A 19,194-nucleotide genomic window follows, 5' to 3' on the forward strand; every position below is an offset into this window, starting at 1 on the left:
CTATTTTTTACTCCCTTCCAGGAGTTCAATTTTTACTTTGAGACGATTTTTCTTAAAATGAACAAAACCGTCCGGTTTAAGTCCGGTGAGATCCAATTCATAAACTTTTCCGGGAAGAAGTTTACCGGCTTCGGCTTCCAGATTGAGATTTCGAAAACTCTTATAAGTTCCTTTTCCGCCGCAGGAATCGCAGAACACGTTAGACCCTCTGCAATCCGGACAAAGAACCCTAACCACCAGAGGAATCTTGGCAAAGATCGGAACGTTCAACTCTTCGGAAGTTAAGAGAATTCTAATATCGTAAAAGATGCCGGAATACTTTTTTCTTTCTTTGTTCCGCATCCCCGCACGAAGAAGTCCTTTTCTCGCGAGTTCAACGGCTTGACCCGCGTATAAAATTCTCGACGCGGGAATTTCTCTGGGTCGAAAAGAAACTTCTCCGGTTCCATTCTTCCCTTCGCTCGCGGATCGAAAACGAAAAAGAATTTCCGGATGTCTCGTGAGATACTGAAGATCGTATTCTTTTCTCCGAGTCGGGTGCGTAAGAATTTGATAGGAATGAGCGAATTTCTGAAAGAGATCGGAGGAACCGGTTTCTCTGTTATCGGGATGAAAAATTTTAGCCAATTCCCGATAACGTATTTTGACCTTTTCTACGGAAGCAAGAGGAGATAGCCCCAGATTTTTATAATGATCCGGGAAACCGTTTTGAAACCCCGGATCATTCATGAAAGGAGTTCAATCCTTTGGAAGATTCTCCTGATACGGCCCACCGTTCTCGACTTCTCGAAGGGTGGTTTCCACGTCTTCCGCGCTGGTCTTGATATTTCCTTCCACATACTTATCGATTCTACGAATAATTTCGATGAGGTTCGTTCTGTAAATACGAACGAGTTTTACTCTTTGCGCGGGTTCCCGAATCGTAGCGACATTATACACCGCTTCTTTGGTTCCTGCGTCCGTTTTTTTCTTCACTACCAATTCGATGGAATCCGAACCTTCCGTGTTTACCTTATCGTTTTTAAGAATGCTGATTTCCTCGTATTGAGGGCGCATCTTGGAAATTAATGATTTCCTACTCCAAAAAATGATCGATTCCAATTTAATCGGAGAATTCTGCGCGCCCGCGCCCGAAACCTTCAAAACAAAACGAAGATCGAGCATATAACGATTTCTGGTTTGAGGAATTTGATCCTCGTATGCGGGAATAAATTGACTGTAGAGATTGTCTTGGATCTGTTTCCTGCGATTTAAGAACGCAAGACGACTTTCGATCCTTTTGTGAAACTCGGCGATATCCTTTCCTAAGAGTTCCAGGTCTTTTACTTGACCCGGTTCGTAAGGAAGAATTTTTACTTTTCCGTCCGGCTCGAACTCCTGGCCCGAAATACCGCCAAATGCGCAAATTAAAATGAGGAAATAAAGTAATGTGCCTTTCATGTCAGTTTCCGGACGACGTCCTCTAATAGTTTCGGCGGTTCTCGGATTTTCCCCTTAATTTTATCAAAAATAGATTGAACTTATCGTCAAATTCTAGGAAAAGGGAAGGAAAGGATCGGTATGGAAATCAATCACAGAAAGTCAGGAGAAACAAACATAGTAAGTCTTTCGGGCAGTCTGGACATATACACATCGATCGATCTCAAAACGTTCTTCGAAACGAACGTAAACAAAGAAAATAAAAACGTAGTCGTAAATCTTGAAAAGCTGAATTACATCGATTCTTCCGGAATCGGAATGTTGATCAAACAGCTAAACTACGTACAAGACCTCAACGGATCTTTTTTTATCGCGAATATGAAACCTGCGATCGAAAAAGTCTTCAAAGTGGCGGGACTTACTTCTTACTTTAAGACAATCAGCCCTGCAGAATTCACGACCAACTTCCCATAAGGACCATCGAATCCCCTTCTCACGAGTCCAAACTTCGAAAGTAAGAATGAAGAATCGTATCTCATTCTTACTTCGAACGTCTTAGGCATTCTCTGAATCTAAATCTTTCTTCTTTTGGGCCCTCTCAAAAAACGCTTTTTACTTCGTAAGAAAAAAAAGTAGGAACTCCTCGTTCTCAGTTTAACAAAACATCAAACGATCTTTACTTACGGCGCGTGGTAGTGATAGAAAACGTCCCAGATTCCCCAGAAACGACCCAGCTCGCCGGCGTTTGGAACGAGACGAAAGTCCAATCGACCTTCGATCAATTCTCCAGGATCCACGCGAAAACGAACGGGAAACTGGGAAGAATACGAAGAAGAATTTCCGGGAAACACAATCGTCGCCTTTAAGACGCCGTTCACAAAAATTCTCAGATCACGGGGTTTGAGCCCTTTGGGTTTTTCGGTATATGTAAACTGCGTTAGGTCCAATTGAACGTAGAGGGGTTCGTTTCGAGAAGGATCCGCGGTGAGATAAAAACGAAGTCCTTCTTCCGGAATCATTCTACAGAGTCCGTTTTGAAGTTTTCCGGTTCCGGCGCCGGGAGCAAAGTCGGAACGGTCCCGGACCAATTGGAGACCGTTGTGAATCGCCCAAGTGGAAAGTTCGGCGTAAGTTCGAAAATCTTCCGTTTGAAGAGGCGCGCCCTCTTCCCCCTGATGATCGAAGTTGATGAATTTTTTAAATTTCGGATTTTCTTCCGGCTGGAGAAACCCCGTACTGGTAAAAGTTAAACAGAGAGAAAAGAATACTAAGCGGTAGAAAAACATCTACTCTTAGTATCGACAGGATCGGGAAGAATTTGATCACAATCCAGACACTTGAAGGCGCGGGAAAATCAATTCATTCTCCTTGCGTAGTCACATTGGGAAATTTTGACGGGATCCATTTGGGTCACCAAGCCCTGATCGATCGAGTTCTGAAGGTTTCTAAGGAAAGTGGACTTTCCTCCTGCATCGTCACCTACGATCCGAACCCCGCGATCGTCCTGGGAAAAAATCCGGAAATGAAGAGTCTGATGACTCTCAAAGACAAAGAAGAATGGATCCGCAGACAAGGGATCGATTATTTAGTAGTCCTTCCTTTCAACGCCGAATTGGCCGAGATGAGCGCAGAAACTTTCTTGGAAGAAATTCTCCTGAAAGAATTAAAAACGGAGAAGATTGTAATCGGATACAATCATTGTTTCGGGAAAGGAAGAAGGGGAAACTACGAACTCTTAAAAGAATATGCAACAAAGCTAAACTATACTGTAGAAAGAGTGGATCCGGTCTATTTGGGAGAAATCAAACTCTCCAGTTCTTATGTGAGAGGATTGATCGGAGAAGGAAACGTGAGAGAGGCGAAAAAATGTCTCAACCGTTTTTATTCCGTGACCGGGATCGTGGTCGGAGGTCATAAACGCGGAAGGACCATCGGATTTCCGACGGCGAACCTAAAACCGGACGCGAACATCCTTCTTCCCGGCGTAGGAGTTTACGCGGGTTATACGAATGTGGAGGGAAAAGAATATCCATCCATGATCAACGTCGGACGCAACCCTACCTTCGGAGAAAATCCACTCACAGTAGAATCGAATATTTTTGATTTTGATAAAGAGATCTACGATCAGACGGTTCGAATCACTTTTACGGATCGGCTCCGGGACGAAGTGAAATTCTCGGGAGTCGAAAATCTTATCTCTCAACTCAAAAAAGATGAAATCGATGCAAGAGAAATTCTAAAATCCAAGAGCTCTGAAAAACCGATTCATCTCTGATTTTTTCTAACCTTACTCACAAGTTGCGAAGAACTGCGACAAGGATCGTTCTACAAGAAAGGCTTTTAGGAGTTCCTACACGGGAATTTTTGCTTGCGAAAATTAGAATTTTGTGATAGAGAAAAGTTCCCGGAATTTTTCCCGCCACCACTCCCCTCCACCCAAGATCAGGGTGGGGCGCGCTGCCTTCACGGAAGAATTGTCGGAATTCCGACGGGATTCTCCTTGAGATTCAAGTATTTGAGGGAAGGATCTGGATTTTTTCCGGGCGGCTCCGTCTTCGACGGACCGGGCTCTCCTCTCCAGTCAATCCATCTTATTTTTTGAATATAATAAAATTCGATTCTTTTTGGATGGATTGACTCCGAGTCGATCCCTGCCGCGTTTTAAAAAAAGAAATTTTGCAGTGATAGCAGAGAACGGACTTTAAGTCCGCGTCAAACGATTTTTAAGATTGGATACTTTGTCGGAACAAGAAATTCTTTGAAGGAAAAAGGGAAGGAAGAGAATACCTTTCGGAAATATTGCAGATAAAAATCACCGAAATGAGAGGATCGTTCTTCAGCTCCACTGAAGAGTTTCGGTAAAGGAGAGATAAGTAATATTGAATACTTCTTTCCAACTTTCTTCGATCTCAAGGGTATGCCAAGGCCCCAACCATTCTTCCATGCCAAAGGACCAGGCCTTTTCTAAATGTAGGATGTCCTCCGGACGTCCGCAGATCTTCAGACACTCCGAACCGAAATTCCGAATCGCCTTCGGAAACAAAAAATCATGACTGGAAGAAGTTACGACCTCGCGCACAGAGCCCATAAAAGACCGAACATCTTCGATCTTGACGTTGTTAAAAATATTTTCGTATTTTGGATGATTGAATTTTAAAAAGGCAAAGACGAGCTCCGCAAATTTCACCTTATCCAGATTGATGATCTCAAACGATTCGCTCAAGCTCTGAGTTTGGTTCTTTGTTAAAGAATTCATAGATGCGGTCCTCATATCTTTTTGGATTTGAAGATCAATCATATCCGAATTCAGGAAAGAGACATCTTGCTTTATAAAATGGCGCAAACGGAAATATAAAAATGTGTAACTAAAAGGAATCGGAAAATGGGAGGAAAAGGTGGCAAAGAAGAAGGTTTCCAGCCGAAGATTCGGTTTTTTCTTTTTTCAAGACTTTCCCGTTCTCCTTTGCGCGGACTTCCCGCAAGCCTTGGCGGGAGAAAATTCTATCTTCTCGAAAAGTAGGGACTCCCTCTTTCTCCGATCCACGGCAAACCTTTCCCTTACAAACGGTAAAAAAATAGAATTCGGTTTAGGAAATTCTAGCATCTACGATCAAGATCCATTTCTGGATTTTAATCCGAATTACGTTTATAACGACAATAAAAAAAGCCAGGTCAACGCACCGGCTCCTTACATCGCTCTGAAACTTCCGGTAACGGACAAAGTCTCAACGAATGGTCGGGAGTCAATCTTCCGGGGCCGATCGTCTTCTTAAATGGAATCTTCCAGTCGTTTTGACATTTTTAGATTATGAAATTATTTATTTCCTAATTTTGGAAACATTTTAGAATGGAAAACCATAGCCTTTTTTCGTTGGAGTAAATAAAACGTCTCAGGAGATAATTTCGGCTTTAAACTCCATTAGAATTTTGTGTAACCTTTTTTCACTTTTGATGATTGATCCGAGTTTTCTCATTCCGAAATTTACCGATTCAAAAACAAAAACTTTTTCTTATTAGCGAGCAATGCTCACCTCCTCCCTGACAAAAAGAATGGGATTTTTATAAATAATTATTTTATAGTTTCAAATTCCTCGTCAAAACCAATAATAGGATTGGAATTCCGATTCTTTTTGGTCGGTTCGTTGGGGTGATCTTTATCCTATCATTTCAAGGTTATAACAGATTTCTTTCGTATGAATTATTACCTTTTTTTTCCCATGATCGCCTTGTTCGCGAATACGATCTTCATCGCCTTCGTTTATGCAAGACGCACGGGCAACCCGATCATTCGTTCTTATCTGATCTATTCCACCTCGCTCAACGCCTGGCTTTTTACCTATATTTTTACTTGGTCTTATCTTCCGGAATCTTGGATGACTTGGTCTTTCAAAATTCTTTCGGTTACCTGGCTTCCGGTGGGAGCCCTCTATTTAGAATTCGTTTATACGTTTCTCAATCGTTCGCCGGGTCTTTTTCTTTGGTTCTTTCGAATCGGAATCCCGCTCTCTTATCTTCTCACTCTGACAACAGATCTCGTTATCAAGGGAAGCATACTCTATTACTGGGGATACGAGAACGAACCCGGATCTCTTTATCTTTTCGTGATCCTCGCATTCGTCGCGCTTCCGGGTTTTATCGGATTGGCGATCCTCGCAAAATCTTTTTTATCCTCTCATAAAAATCAGAGAAAACAAATCGGACTCGCGATCGTAGGATCGACGGTGGCAATGTGCCTCAGTTTTTATTCGGAAATCATTCAAGTGGATGAACAAGGAAGAATCCTCTCAGTCCCTTGGACTCCGATGGCGATCGTAATTCAATCTTTTCTAATATTCATTGCGATTACTAAATACGGTTTTTTAAGAATCAACATCGAAGGATTAGCCGTAGAACTTTTCAAAGACATTCACGACGGAATGATCTTAGTCAAACAAGATCGTTCCCTCTTTTTTATGAACGAATCCGCGATTCGGATATTAGGAATTCCGAATACTCTTCCTTCTCACTTCTATCCATCCGACTATTTCAAAGGATATCAGGAGAATCCGAATCACCTTTCCCGGGAATACAAGGCTATCTTCAATCCGAGTTGTAAAGGAGTAGAACTAACAAGATCGAATATCGAGTTGACCGGGAACGAAAGGGGTTATCTTTTTATTCTTCGGGACATTACTGAAAAAATTGAATCTCGGGAGAAAATTGAAACGATCTATACGGCTCTGAGTAAGGATCTCGAAATCGCAAAAATTGCACAAACCTCGGCGATCTCCACAAAATTTCCGGAGAACATTCGATATAAATTCCATTCCCACTTTCAGCCTTTTGAACTCGTGGGAGGGGACTTTTTTAGAGCCCTCGAACGTTCGGACGGGAAGCTGGACATTTTTTTTGCCGACGTTTCCGGGCACGGAATCTCTTCTGCGATGGTTGCCGGAATGCTTTCCATTTCCTTTCAATTAGTTTCGGAAAAAAATCCGGAACCGAAACAGGCCCTCGAAAAAATTCAAAACTTACTTCTCGGAGCGGTCCTAAGCCATCACATTTCAGCCGCCTATCTCTCTTTCGATCCAAATACAAAGATATTAAAATATTCTTATGCAGGCCATCATCCTATTTTAGTCTTTAGAGAAGGAGAAGTTCTTTCTCTGGAAGGCTCCGGAAGAATTCTTTTAATCACTCCTGAAACGGACTTAACTGACTATTCTTTTACATTAAAAAAAGGTGATATTCTATTCTTACATTCGGATTGTCTTTTTGAAGTGAGAAACGCGGAGGGAGACATTCTCGGATACGAAAACTTTCTCGAAAAACTTCGCGAGATTCCCGTTCAAACTCCCTCCAAAATTCTTAAAACCTCAATCGATCATTCTCTGGCGTTCGGCCACGGAAAATTAACCGATGACCTTGCGGTTTTGATCTTGGAGGTTTTTTAATCGAATGAATCCTTACGTTCTCATTCCGTTTGCTGCATTGATGATCAACGGATCTTTGTTCGCTTATGTAAGCGCGCTCAAAGGAAAATCCAGAACCGTAAATCTCTATCTTAGATTTTCATTTCTCTTATCGATCTGGCATATCGCGCTCATTCTCTATTGGTCCTTTTTACCCGGTAACTGGCCGGAAATCATTTTCAAAGCCTCTTCCTTTGCGTGGATTTTTATAGGCTGTTTGTTTTTCGAGTTTGCGGTTCAGTTTACCGGTTCCTCTTATCGTTTCCTTATCTATTTCTTTCGAGGTCTTTCTCTGGTTTCGTTTATCATTTCACTTAGCACCGATTTGGTGATCTCCGGAAGCACGAGAGCGTATTGGGGGGACGTGATCGCGACGGGCCCGCTTTATCTCTACGTAAGTACGATCGTTATCGGCGTGCCGACTTTAACAGGTTCCATGATTTTGATCGTTAAGAGTTTTAGTTCTTCCAATTCTTTTTTTAAAAAGCAATCTCGCCTTGTCGCCTACGGAACCATCGTTACCTTCGTCTTTAGTTTTCTTACAACTCTTCTTCCCAGGTTTATCAATTCGTCTCTCACGTTTCCTCCGATGAGCGGAAGCGCAGCGGTAATCCAATCGATCTGTATCTTTATCGCGATTCACAAATACGGATTTATGGATTTAAAGTTGGAGCACATCGCGCTCAGACTCTACTCCGAAATCAGAGAAGGTGTGGTCCTTTTGTCTTCCAAGGGAACGCTTTTGTTTAGCAATCTCTCCGCACAAAAGATGTTAAATCTTCCGGAAGGATTTAATATGGGAATGAAGCTCGATCTTGGTCAATATTTAGACGGTTTCCCTTCGGATTCCTATTTTGAAAGAAAAGAGTTTACCAATCTTAGGGTGAGCTCGGAGAGAAATCTCGTAGGCCCGCAGGAAGATTTTTTTCATGTTCCCGAAAACAAATATTTGGAAGTCTCATCCTCTCCGATTCCTCTTTCCGGTAAAAACGGAGGAAAGGTTTATATACTCAGGGACATTACCGAAAAAAAGGAATCCTTAGAGAAAATTAGAAAATTATTATATAGATTGGACTTGGATTTGGATCTCGCGAGAGACATTCAAGAGATGATTACGACCCGCGACTTTCCGGATTCTCCGGATTACAAAATCCATTCTCATTTTCAACCGTATGTAAAAGTGGGCGGAGACATTTTAAACGTCAGAAAGGAAAAGGACGATAGCCTCCATATCCTTTTCGGAGACGTTTCCGGGCATGGAATCTCCGCCGCGATGGTGGCCGCGATGACTTCCATCGCATTCGGGGCGGCGACCGGTAGAAGCGCTCTTACGGACCAGAATCTTTTGTTTATGCATCATCTTCTAAAAGATACGATCACGTTGCACTTTCTTTCCTCCGTTTATATGAGATACGTCCCTTCCGCAAAAAAATTGGAATACAGTTACGGCGGTCATCATCCCGGACTTTTGATCCGAAACGGAGAATGTAGCTTTATCGAAGGCTCGGGTGGAATTCTTTTTGCGATCGCTTCTCCGAAAATTCAAAGATACGAATTGAATCTTCTCAAAGGTGATAGAATTCTTTTTTATTCGGATGGGTTGTTCGAAGTTAGAAACTCCGAAGGAAATATCTTAGGAAGACATCAATTTTTAGACGCGGTTAAATCCTTAGTGAGCGAAGATACCGGCTCCATGATCCGTTCTATTCTTTCTTACTCCAGTTCTTACGGAGGAGGAGAGATGTCGGATGACGTTACAATCTTTTGTTTGGAAGTATTTTGACTTGAGTTCGAACAAACCGCTACGAAAGCGATGGAAGCGGAATCGCCCAATCGTAATTTAGAAAGAATTTTTCTTTAAGCCCCGTCCATCGATTGATCGAAGCATTTCGTTGTGATCCATAGAGAACGACATTGAGTTCAAGCGTGCTCCGACCCTCATGGATCGGATTCGCCCAAACCTTTATGGAGAATTCGTTTTTGTTAAGAAATTTTTTCCCGAATCAATTTTAAGAACGGTAAAAATTCATCCAGGGTTCCCGGAAGTTCGTATTCGATCAAATCTCCGGCGCGAATGATGTCTTTCTCTTCCAACGCAACGGCAACCGAAGCGAGGATCTCGTTTAATTCTCCCGTCTTTTCCTCGAAACCGATTCCTTCGATTACGATTTCGGAAAGATCGAGATCGGGTTTTTTAAATTTCAAAGTGATAAACGAAGTCAGAAGAACGTTGATCTGAGAGATAGACTGAGTCAAAAGTTCGGAAGCTACTTCGTCCTTTCCGGATTGATAGGCTTCGTTTACTTTTACAAAACTTTCTTTGAGTCCGCCGACGTTTCCGATAAACGTATTCAAAATTTCTTTTAGAGTTGGAAGATCCAAATCCAAAACTTGAGTTCTCGCGATCAGATCCATGATAAAAAGTTTTAGATCTCTCAAATTTTCCAAGAAGGATTCGATCGCTTCCGTGCTGTCAAGGCTCGTACAATGAGCGGAAATTTCAGTCACGATTTGAGTAACGTTGTTTCCGGTTCCCATCGGTTTGATCTGATCCAACTTAAGATGAAGAAGATTGGATGCGGAGTTTAAAACGGATTGAATCCATTTTACCCCATCTAAAAGTTCTTTCGATTCCTTTTCGGTTAGAGAATCTCTTCCAAAAAGAGTGGAACCTACCTTATCAACGTAGAGATCCAGCTCGGTAAGAGTGGAAACCAAAAAGTCCATCTCTTCTCCGATAAAAAATTCCATCTTATGAGTGGAGTCGATTCCTTGATCTTGCATCACGGAAGGCTGAAACTCGATTCCGTCCACGGTGCAACCGAGAAGATACTTTCCTTTGGATTCCACCCATTTGGTGATCTCGCCAAAGACTTCGCCCAATTTTTTTTCGTTTTCAAGAGAACTATCTAAGAGATGTTCGTTGATATAAATTTCCATTTCACTCTCCTGCTTGAATCACTCGCTTCTGGCGCCTCTGAGGTTGTTGTTCAGATAAGCTCCTACGGCTTTGTTTTTACCGACTCCCTGCTCCATATAAAGAAACTTGGATTTCAGTTTTTTCTCGTAGCTTACGAGATGGTTTTCGTATTCTTTAATCTTCTTATTATTATCAGTGACTTGCTCTTCGAGCATCTTAACTTTTCCGGAAACAAGACCGCCCGCATACTGCGTGTAAGGTTTTACGTGTTCCAAAAGATCCACGGCGACTCCCGTATCCATTCTCGCGTCTGAGTTGGTATCGATCGCGAAAAGATTTCGGACCGCGTCCGGATTTTCGGCGAGTTTGTTTTTGAGTTTTTCTTCATCGAGGATCAAAAATCCGTCTTGGATATCGGTCCATTTGCTTCCGACGTTTCCGGTGCTGATTCCGATGTCGCTTAACATTCGGACCGGATTCTCACCCGCGACGGGGTAAGAAGAACTCGCAACCGTTTTCATTCCCGCGATCAAACGAAGCACTGTATGTTCTCCGGATAAAAGTCCAGTTTTGGTTTTACCTTCCCAAAAGGTTTGGCCGATTTCACCGCCGTCTTCTTTTCCGTCGTTAACTTGTGCGTTCTTATCAACGGCAGTGGATTCTTTTGAAAACTTCAGAACCGTATTGTAAGCGGCTATGAATTCTTTGATCATCTCGAGACCCTTGTCCGAGTCCGTTTTGATATCGATGCTCACCGGGCCTTCCGTTTTTTTAAGAAGGTTCATAGAAACCCCGTCGAGGACGTCAGTCAAACCTTCGTTCTTAGGACGATTGACTTCGATTCCGTCGACTAAAAAAACCGCATCCTTTGCTTCGGTGATTTCTTTGGCGGGTTTAGCTCCTCTAAATTCTCCAGGAACGACTATGTGAAAACTTTCTAAAACGACAGTCTTTCCGCTCGAGTTTGCAAAAAGAATCTTATGAGCTTTCATGCCCGATGGAAAACTTTTGAGATTGAGGACGATCTTTCCTTCCTGTTTGGAAGCGGTTTCCAAGATCATCTTCTCTTTATCGTTTTCTTTATAAAGAATTCCTAATTCTAGTTTGTCTTCCGGTGCAAACTGAGTAGATGTGATGAGTTCTATCTTCGTATTCTTCTTTAATTCCGAAGTCGGAATTCCGAATTGAAAAGAGCCGACGCTTGCGACTTCGATCCATTTCTTTCCATTCTCTTCTTTGAATGTTGGTTTTGCGTCTGCGGGAACTCCGTATTTTTCGGATTGAAAGACAAGAATCTGATCCGCTTCGGGAAGAAGATTGATTTCTTTCGGAGGATCGGCGGGCTCCGTAGCTCCCACAAGACCCGATGCTTGGAGAACCCCGTTTGCATCTTCGAATTTAAGTTTACGTTCCTTTCCCGAAAGACCCGCTGTCAGAGTGAGAACGTAATTATCGCTGTCCACTTTTACGAGCCCTGTATTTACAAGTCCCGCCGCAGAAACTTTGATGGAAGCCGCGAGATCTCGAATCGTTCCTCCGGAGAATTCGATTTCTTTTTCGGAATCCCCCGAAAAGATTTTAAAACTTCCAGCAGGGATTTGTTTGTTCGCGTCAGTCTTTTCGCCGGAGACTTGGTGAAAGGTCGCGAGTTCTTTGACTTCGATTTTGCGTTTTCCCGCGCTCGCAGAACGAGACGCGTCCCCGCTTACGACACCTTCCGGTTCGGAAACGATATTCTTCATAGCAAAGGGAGCGGTAAAAGATATGAGTGCTCTGGTTTTATTTTGGAGGTCCGTTGTAACGAGCTTGAGATCGTTCCAAGCTTTTACTTGAGCTTTGTTAAACGAATTCTGCTGCTCAAGTCGGCGAATCGGTTTTCCTTCCAATTCCACCAATTTTTTTACGATCAAATTGGTGTCTTGACCGGAGCTAAGTCCTGGAATCGTAAATGCTGGCATCTTGTCCTCCTAAGATCTACATCGGTCGAATCGGAAAAAAGATAAGGGAAAATGAAAAAATTGAGGGCTCTAAAAACCAATTGCCGATCTTAGAAATCCGTGGATTTTAGTCCCGATTTTCGTGGGGGAATTATGGTATCGCCTGTTTTAGGAGAATTTTTAGGGACTTTCGTTTTAATCCTTTTGGGGAACGGAGTCGTCGCAGGTGTTCTACTCGAACACAGTAAATCCAAGGACAGCGGATGGATCGTAATTACCACAGGCTGGGCCTTCGCGGTGATGCTCGGAATTTTTACGTCAAACGCCTTCGGCAGTCCGGACGCACATCTCAATCCGGCCGTTACTCTTGCCTTTGCAATCAAGTCCGGAGATTATTCAAAATTGCTTATATACGTTCCAGCACAGATCGCCGGCGCATTTTTAGGCGCGGTATTCAACTTTTTGCATTATCTTCCACATTGGAAAGAAACAAAAGACAAAGGAAAGATCCTTGCGGTCTTTTCGACCGAGCCCGCGATCTCAAACACCGCTTCGAATTTTTTCAGCGAATTCTTAGGAACCTTTTTATTGATCTTAGGAATCGTTTCCATTTTTTCTCCTACGATGCAAGGACTGACGACCCACTTCGGCGCCTTCTTGGTCGGAATCTTAGTTTGGAGCATCGGACTTTCGATGGGAGGAACCACCGGTTATGCGATCAACCCCGCAAGAGACTTAGGTCCGAGACTCGCTCACTTTCTTTTGCCGATTCCGGGAAAGGGTTCTTCGAATTGGAAGTATGCTTGGCTTCCCGTTGTCGCACCTTTGAGCGGAGCCGCGGCTGCCGGATTCGTGCTGGGATTTTTTTGATTGGGATCAAACCGAATTGAAGAATTTATCGACCAATAAGTTTTTAGAAAATTCAAAAACTGCGAATGGAACAAAATCTGCGGGATCTCCGTCGTTTCGATTGCGAACTTACTGAATCTTGTAAGTAGCTTCTTTCCAGATTTCGGGAGATGCTCTTAAGAATTTTCCGAAATTTTCTTCGAACAAATTTCAAGCCTTATTTTATACGAGAACGGACTTTAAGTCCGCCGCAAGCGAATTCTACGAAAAACGGCTTGTCGGAACAAGTGAACGGGTTTTAAAAAGATTGATTTTATTTAAGAAAAGAATCGAAAGATTTCCCTCGAATAATTTTTTAGAGTTCCCGATTTTCTATAAGCATCTTTTATCAAACAGAATCGGAAATGATTTCGCTTTGAGAATCGTTTTTATCCCGCAAGAACATGAAGAATTTTGAATCTTTTTTTACAAAACTCAAAGAAGATGAAAAAGAAATCGTCTCGATTCTTAGAGAATTTGTAATCGAGACCGTCCCGAATGTGACAGAGAAGATTTCATACAACGTTCCTTATTATTTTCTCAATTCAAGAATCTGTTTTATCTGGCCGTCCTCCTTTCCCCACGGGCCAAAGTTGGGAGTAGAATTCGGTTTTTGCCAAGGACATCTTCTTTCCGATCCTCGACAAATTCTCCGGGCGGGAGAAAGAAAAATCGTGAGATCGATTTCTTATCATTCTAAAAATGAAATCGATCTCCGGACGTTGCGGAATTTTCTCTTGGAAGCTGTAATTTTGGATGATCAGATCAAACCGGCTTTCAAAAGAAAACGTTGAGAATCCCTAAGTGCCGTTATCGTTTGGATAAAAATCCATTTCTTGATTTCGAGGAAAGAAAAACTTTCTTCGCCTATTCAAGCTATAAAATGATGATTTACTCCTTTTTTTGTTCACAAAATGTTGTTCCACAGTATGCGAAATCGAATTCTCATTCTTATCTTCCTTTCTTTCCCTTTGATTTCTCTTTTCTCCGAAACAAGCGACTTCAAAGGAGAATGCAAACCCAAAGAATGGATCTGCGTTCTTACTAAAAATGAGAATCAAAAGATTGAGTTTTATATTCAGAATAAAACTCCGAGTGCGGATTATCCTTTTACGGTTTATTTTAATTTTTCTTCCTTAGATAACTTTGAATCCGATGTTCCACTTCCTCTGCGTATCGTTTCCAGAGGAAGCAACGAACCTTTAAAGATTCTCAGCCTTCAACCGATCGACGTTCAGAAAGAACGTTCTTACAGCTCCAGCATCTACGTAAGAGCCGGCGACTTTAACGCGAGTAAGACGAAGAACGTTATCTATCATCTTCCTTTCGAATCTTCCGCAAGAGTCGGTCAAGGTTACAACGGAAAATTTACTCATTTCGGACAGTTTCCTTACGCTCTTGATTTTTCTCTTCCGGAAGGTAGTTCCGTTCTCGCAGCGAGAGAAGGCCTTGTCATCGCGGTTCAAGATAAATTTACCGCGGGAGGAACAACTCCCTTCTTTAAAGACAAAGCGAACTACGTCCAGATTCTTCATAAAGACGGAAGCATTGCGGAATACGCTCACCTCAAACACAAAGGTGTTTTAGTTCAGATCGGACAAATCGTAAAAGCGGGAGAAAGAATCGGTTTTTCAGGGAACACGGGTTTTAGCAGCGCCCCTCATCTTCACTTCCACGTCTTGAAGCCCACAGAAGACTTTCAAAACTTAGAAACCTTCCCTACGTCCTTTGAAACGGACGAAGGAATTGTAGAAGAACTCAAGGACGGGGTCGTCTATTGGAATCCTTCCAACTCACTTCCTGCGGGAAAACTTTTCTTTGAAGAAGATTTTAAGATCTGTTCCGAACTCTCAAAAAATAAACTTTCCGAATGTGATGAAAAGTTCAACCCTCAGAAACGACCGATCATCGCGTTGGATATCCGAAAACCGGGGAAGCGCGATCTTAAAGTCGAAGTTTGTAATCCGGATTCGGTTTGCAAAAGAGTCGATTGGATTCTTCAACCCGAATGGAAGGTTTCGATTTGGTATTTTGATTGGAGTATTCTTCCCATAATTTCAGGAAAGTATAAAATTCAAGTAATCAACGATATCGAAATTCTGAAAACCTGGGTGATAGAAAGATAAGAAAATCATTCTCCGTTTTTTAGAATCGATCTTGGAATCGTTCTGTGAACGATTTCGCTTTAAAAAACATTTTGTAGAGATAAAATGAATCTTCACCGGAGGATTTTGAACATCCGTCCGGCGCATTTCCATTCTATGATTTGAATATTCTATTTTTTTAATTTATCCTACGGGAACTTCGGAGTATTCGATTACAAAATTCTCTTTCGCCCTGCGAACTTTTGGGGCCTTCAAAAGCTGATCTTTTTCCACGTCTCTATAACCTAAGGTCAGAAGCGATGTGGATCTCAATCCTTTTTCTTTTAGATGCAACAACTCATCCAGCGCTTTTGCATTAAATCCTTCCATCGGAGTCGCATCCACATTCTCCAGAGCCGCCGCTACGATAGCGGTTCCAAACCCGATATACGTTTGTCTCGCAGCCCAGTTGTAACTAGTTTCCGGAGTATGAGACTTTAACCAATTCAACATGGAATTCTTAAATCCTTCCAGAGATTCCACCGGAGCGTTTCGTGTCTCGGAGATGAGTTGGATGTATTCTTTTATTCTTTCTTCTGTGACTTGATCCCAAGGGGCAAACACAAGGAGATGAGAAGATTCTTCAATCTGAGGTTGGTTGTTTGCGATCGGACGGATTTGGCGTTTTAATTCTTCATCTACGATTAGGATTACGTTGTAAGGTTGTAAACCGAATCCGGAAGCGGTCAGACGAACTGCTTCTAAAATTCTTTCCACTTTTTCTTGAGGAACTTTTTCCCCCGTCATTCTTTTGGTCGCGTAGCGCCAATTGAGCTTCTCCAATAATTCCATTTGTAAATTCTCCTTTTTTCTGAGATTTCAACCTGGATCCGGTTTTTGTCGGAAACCAGGATGTTAACTTGTTATAAACACCTTAACAGGTTAGACTCAAGAAAAGGAAAGAAGAAAACTGAAAAATCAATTCGTGAGGGACATTTTTTTTTGACATTCGCCTCGGACCTGCTCCATCACATCGGCAAGGGAGAATTCTCCGAGTTTTGCTTCCAATGCGGCTTGGGCTTGTGCGAAGACACATCCGAGGGTCGGGAGAATTCCCATTCCCACAGAACAGTCTTGTTTTGGGTGATCGTGAACGGTAAAGAGACAATCGGAATCTTCTATGGCGCGATAGATATCGGAAAGTAGGATCTCTGACGCCGGTTTTGCGAGGCTCGCACCGGGAACGCCCTGTCTTGTCAAAACGAGTCCCGCTTTTCTGAGTTTCCCGGTAAGGGTACGAACGATCGCAGGATTGGTCCCGACGGATTCTGCGATCGTATCCGAAGTCGTATCTCCCCCGTTCCTGTTTTCCAGGAAAGTGAGAATGTGAATTGCGACTGCGTAGCGACTGGGAATTGCCAATGGTTTGTTCCTTACACTGTATTCATTGTTTTAGACGAGTCTCTGCCAAGAAGAATTCGGCTTTTCTCTGGAATAAAATCGATTCGGTTCCATTCGGGATTCGATTGAAATGTGGGAACTCCCCGTTTTTTTGAAAAGAGACGGATTCTTCTGATGAGATTTTGAAAAGTAGGAACTCACACATTTCAAAACCACGGTTCAATTCCCGTCATTCAAAATGCGGGAACTCCCCACTCTCGAGATTCTTCGAAAAAGCGCCGAAACGTAGGATCTCCTTCGTCCAAAAAGAAGAAGGGTTACAAAGCTGTCACCGAAATCCTTCCTAGAATCATTGACTCCCCGCAAAGGAGGTTTAAACAGGAATAGAATCCCTCGTTCGATCTCTTCCTCCGCGGGCTTCCCAGAATTTTCAGGATATCCAAGTGTCAAAGCCAAGAATACAAGAACAAGCTCCGACAAAGACGAGCGAAAACGGTTCTTCCAACGGGAATCAATTAGAGATTCACCTCGGCAACCCGAATATATTTTTCGACCGGGAACTTTCCTGGATCGATTTTAACCGACGCGTTCTGGAAGAAGCGAACGATCCCGAAAATCCACTCTTAGAAAGACTGAAATTCTTAAGCATCACCGAAACCAATCTCGACGAATTCTACATGGTTCGTGTCGCCGGACTTCGAAATTTAGTAAAAGAAGGAAACGACGAAAGAAGTCTCAACGGAGACAGCGCTTCCGAAATTCTCTCCGATCTTTCGGACAAGGTCCGCACCTTCGTCCGGGAACAATACGAAACCTTTTCCGATACATTAGCAGAAATGAATACTGCCGGAATTCACGTAATTCTAAATCCGGAAGAATTGACGATAGACGAAATCAAACAGATCCAGAGTTACTACAAAGAAGACGTATCTCCGATCTTGACTCCACTCGCGATCGATACGTCTCATCCATTCCCTCATATTCTTAACAAATCCTTGAACCTCGCGATGGTCCTCAGCACCGACGACGAAAAAACCGGCGGTAAAAAAGATCTCTTCGCCGTAGTTCAAGTGCCTTCGGTTCTTCCCCGATTCTTACATCTAAAAACGAAGGGAGACGAAAGAAGATTCTTTCCTTTGGAAGAGATCATCAAACTTCACGTAGACGATCTTTTTTACGGAATGACGGTAAAGGAAATCTATCCTTTCCGAATCATCCGAGACGCGGACATCTCCATCGACGAAGAAAAATCCGTAAAAGATTTATTGATCACGATGAAAGACGAACTTCGCAACCGAATCTGGGGCGACGCGGTTCGGATGGACATTCATCAAGGAACTTCTCCTTTTATCAAAAACACTCTCAGGGAACTCCTGGAACTTCAAGATCACGAAGTTTTCGACGTTGCTTCTCTTTTGAATATCAACGACGCGATGTTCTTCTACGGTTTGGATCACACGTCCAAACTCAAGTATCCTTTTTTCCAACAGAAGATGACTCTGAAGTTTGATACTCCGGAAAAAATCTTCGAAGCGATGAAAAAAAAAGACCGTCTTCTTCATCATCCGTATCAATCATTCTCGGCGATCGAAGATCTTTTAAGAATCGCATCCGAAGATCCAAAAGTCCTCGGAATCAAAATGACCTTATATCGTACAAGCGGGGATTCTCCGATCATCCAATACCTCGGACAAGCGGCGGAGAATGGAAAACAAGTCACCGTTCTTGTGGAACTCAAGGCTCGTTTTGACGAAGAAAGAAACATAAAGTGGGCGCAGAAACTCGAAGCGCGCGGCGTTCACGTCGTCTACGGCGTTGTCGGATTAAAAATTCATTGTAAGATGCTCCTCGTAGTTCGCAAAGAAGACGATCACATGGTGCGTTATGTGCACCTTGGAACCGGAAATTACAATTCTACAACTTCCAAGTATTATACGGACCTCAGTTTTTTTACCGTAAACAAACAGATTACCGAAGACGTTTCCACGATCTTTAACACGATCACGAGTTATGCGAAGATGCCGACTTTGAACCTTCTTTCGGCTTCTCCCCACAACCTCAAATCCACCTTTATCACGATGATCGAAAAGGAAACTGAGAATGCCCTCGCGGGAAAACCGGCGAGAATCATCTTCAAGATGAATTCCCTCGTCGATCCGCATATTATACTTTCATTATATAAAGCGAGTCAGGCCGGAGTCAAAGTGGATCTTATCATCCGCGGAATCTGCTGCCTCAAACCGGGACTCAAAGGAATCTCCGAAAACATCACGGTTCTATCCATCGTGGGAAGATTTCTGGAACATACAAGAATCTACTTCTTTCATTCCGGAGGAGCGGAGGCGACCTTCCTCGCTTCGGCGGATTGTATGCCACGGAATTTTGAAAGAAGAATCGAAGTTCTTTTTCCGATTTTAGAACCCAAGAACAAGGAAAGAATCAAGAAAATTTTGGACGTTCAGTTGAGAGACAACGTAAAAGCGAGATTTCTCCATCCGGACGGGCACTATCGCAAAAGAACCTTGGAGAAAGACGAAAAGATGGTCGATTCTCAAATTGAAAGAATGAACTTCGCAGAATAATTACGAAACCTG

Annotated in this window: 17 protein-coding genes; 9 read left to right on the forward strand and 8 right to left on the reverse strand. The window is 42.7% G+C overall.

Going from position 1 to position 19,194, the window contains the following annotated elements:
- On the reverse strand, nucleotides 1–729 hold the full coding sequence (locus tag A0128_RS16090; protein ID WP_069608435.1) for a J domain-containing protein: 729 nt from the start codon (nucleotides 727–729) through the stop codon (nucleotides 1–3).
- Between the two features lie 9 nt (nucleotides 730–738).
- Nucleotides 739–1,440, reverse strand: a complete 702-nt coding sequence (locus A0128_RS16095) for an LIC_12936 family protein (RefSeq protein WP_069608436.1) — start codon at nucleotides 1,438–1,440, stop codon at nucleotides 739–741.
- Nucleotides 1,441–1,560: 120 nt separating this feature from the next.
- Between A0128_RS16095 and A0128_RS16100 the strand changes: the two genes are divergently transcribed.
- Complete coding sequence (locus A0128_RS16100) at nucleotides 1,561–1,893, forward strand: STAS domain-containing protein (RefSeq protein ID WP_069608437.1); 333 nt, start codon at nucleotides 1,561–1,563, stop codon at nucleotides 1,891–1,893.
- Between the two features lie 206 nt (nucleotides 1,894–2,099).
- Here the strand turns inward: A0128_RS16100 and A0128_RS16105 are convergent, their stop codons facing one another.
- Entirely contained in the window at nucleotides 2,100–2,705 is a 606-nt protein-coding gene (locus tag A0128_RS16105; RefSeq protein ID WP_069608438.1) for an LIC10729 family protein, read from the reverse strand.
- A 32-nt stretch (nucleotides 2,706–2,737) separates the two neighbouring features.
- Here A0128_RS16105 and A0128_RS16110 point away from each other — a divergent pair, with 32 nt between their 5' ends.
- Nucleotides 2,738–3,694, forward strand: coding sequence for a bifunctional riboflavin kinase/FAD synthetase (locus tag A0128_RS16110; RefSeq protein WP_069608439.1), 957 nt, complete (start codon nucleotides 2,738–2,740; stop codon nucleotides 3,692–3,694).
- Between the two features lie 561 nt (nucleotides 3,695–4,255).
- Here the strand turns inward: A0128_RS16110 and A0128_RS16120 are convergent.
- Complete coding sequence (locus tag A0128_RS16120; protein WP_069609351.1) at nucleotides 4,256–4,675, reverse strand: globin family protein; 420 nt, start codon at nucleotides 4,673–4,675, stop codon at nucleotides 4,256–4,258.
- Nucleotides 4,676–4,814: 139 nt separating this feature from the next.
- Here A0128_RS16120 and A0128_RS16125 point away from each other — a divergent pair, with 139 nt between their 5' ends.
- The 3 genes from A0128_RS16125 to A0128_RS16135 all read left to right on the forward strand — a co-directional run bounded on the left by A0128_RS16125 (nucleotide 4,815) and on the right by A0128_RS16135 (nucleotide 9,153).
- Nucleotides 4,815–5,192: a hypothetical protein gene (locus A0128_RS16125; protein WP_069608441.1), complete on the forward strand. Its 378-nt coding sequence runs from the start codon at nucleotides 4,815–4,817 to the stop codon at nucleotides 5,190–5,192.
- A gap of 420 nt (nucleotides 5,193–5,612) precedes the next feature.
- Nucleotides 5,613–7,352: a SpoIIE family protein phosphatase gene (locus A0128_RS16130; RefSeq protein WP_069608442.1), complete on the forward strand. Its 1,740-nt coding sequence runs from the start codon at nucleotides 5,613–5,615 to the stop codon at nucleotides 7,350–7,352.
- Between the two features lie 4 nt (nucleotides 7,353–7,356).
- Nucleotides 7,357–9,153, forward strand: coding sequence for a SpoIIE family protein phosphatase (locus A0128_RS16135; protein ID WP_069608443.1), 1,797 nt, complete (start codon nucleotides 7,357–7,359; stop codon nucleotides 9,151–9,153).
- A gap of 200 nt (nucleotides 9,154–9,353) precedes the next feature.
- On the opposite strand, the gene A0128_RS16140 is transcribed toward A0128_RS16135, so the two are convergent.
- Together A0128_RS16140 and fliD are read right to left on the reverse strand one after the other, a co-directional pair.
- Complete coding sequence (locus A0128_RS16140) at nucleotides 9,354–10,310, reverse strand: hypothetical protein (protein ID WP_069608444.1); 957 nt, start codon at nucleotides 10,308–10,310, stop codon at nucleotides 9,354–9,356.
- 18 nt (nucleotides 10,311–10,328) lie between these two features.
- Nucleotides 10,329–12,248 carry a flagellar filament capping protein FliD gene (gene fliD, locus A0128_RS16145; RefSeq protein ID WP_069608445.1) on the reverse strand — a complete coding sequence of 640 codons (1,920 nt, stop codon included), beginning with the start codon at nucleotides 12,246–12,248 and terminating at the stop codon, nucleotides 10,329–10,331.
- 132 nt (nucleotides 12,249–12,380) lie between these two features.
- Here fliD and A0128_RS16150 point away from each other — a divergent pair, with 132 nt between their 5' ends.
- The 3 genes from A0128_RS16150 to A0128_RS16160 all read left to right on the forward strand — a co-directional run bounded on the left by A0128_RS16150 (nucleotide 12,381) and on the right by A0128_RS16160 (nucleotide 15,241).
- Nucleotides 12,381–13,097: an MIP/aquaporin family protein gene (locus tag A0128_RS16150; RefSeq protein ID WP_069608446.1), complete on the forward strand. Its 717-nt coding sequence runs from the start codon at nucleotides 12,381–12,383 to the stop codon at nucleotides 13,095–13,097.
- A 422-nt stretch (nucleotides 13,098–13,519) separates the two neighbouring features.
- Complete coding sequence (locus A0128_RS16155; protein ID WP_069608447.1) at nucleotides 13,520–13,909, forward strand: DUF1801 domain-containing protein; 390 nt, start codon at nucleotides 13,520–13,522, stop codon at nucleotides 13,907–13,909.
- Nucleotides 13,910–14,044: 135 nt separating this feature from the next.
- On the forward strand, nucleotides 14,045–15,241 hold the full coding sequence (locus tag A0128_RS16160) for a M23 family metallopeptidase (RefSeq protein WP_069608448.1): 1,197 nt from the start codon (nucleotides 14,045–14,047) through the stop codon (nucleotides 15,239–15,241).
- A gap of 162 nt (nucleotides 15,242–15,403) precedes the next feature.
- Here the strand turns inward: A0128_RS16160 and A0128_RS16165 are convergent, their stop codons facing one another.
- Together A0128_RS16165 and A0128_RS16170 are read right to left on the reverse strand one after the other, a co-directional pair.
- Nucleotides 15,404–16,051 (reverse strand): NAD(P)H-dependent oxidoreductase, encoded by a 648-nt coding sequence (locus tag A0128_RS16165; protein ID WP_069608449.1) that lies wholly within the window; start codon nucleotides 16,049–16,051, stop codon nucleotides 15,404–15,406.
- Nucleotides 16,052–16,177: 126 nt separating this feature from the next.
- Complete coding sequence (locus tag A0128_RS16170; protein ID WP_069608450.1) at nucleotides 16,178–16,621, reverse strand: Rrf2 family transcriptional regulator; 444 nt, start codon at nucleotides 16,619–16,621, stop codon at nucleotides 16,178–16,180.
- 422 nt (nucleotides 16,622–17,043) lie between these two features.
- On the opposite strand from A0128_RS16170, the gene ppk1 reads away from it, so the two are divergent.
- Nucleotides 17,044–19,182 (forward strand): polyphosphate kinase 1, encoded by a 2,139-nt coding sequence (gene ppk1 / locus A0128_RS16175; RefSeq protein ID WP_069608451.1) that lies wholly within the window; start codon nucleotides 17,044–17,046, stop codon nucleotides 19,180–19,182.
- Nucleotides 19,183–19,194: the final 12 nt, after the last annotated feature.

The sequence above is a fragment of the Leptospira tipperaryensis genome (assembly GCF_001729245.1).
GTDB classification, from domain to species: domain Bacteria; phylum Spirochaetota; class Leptospiria; order Leptospirales; family Leptospiraceae; genus Leptospira; species Leptospira tipperaryensis.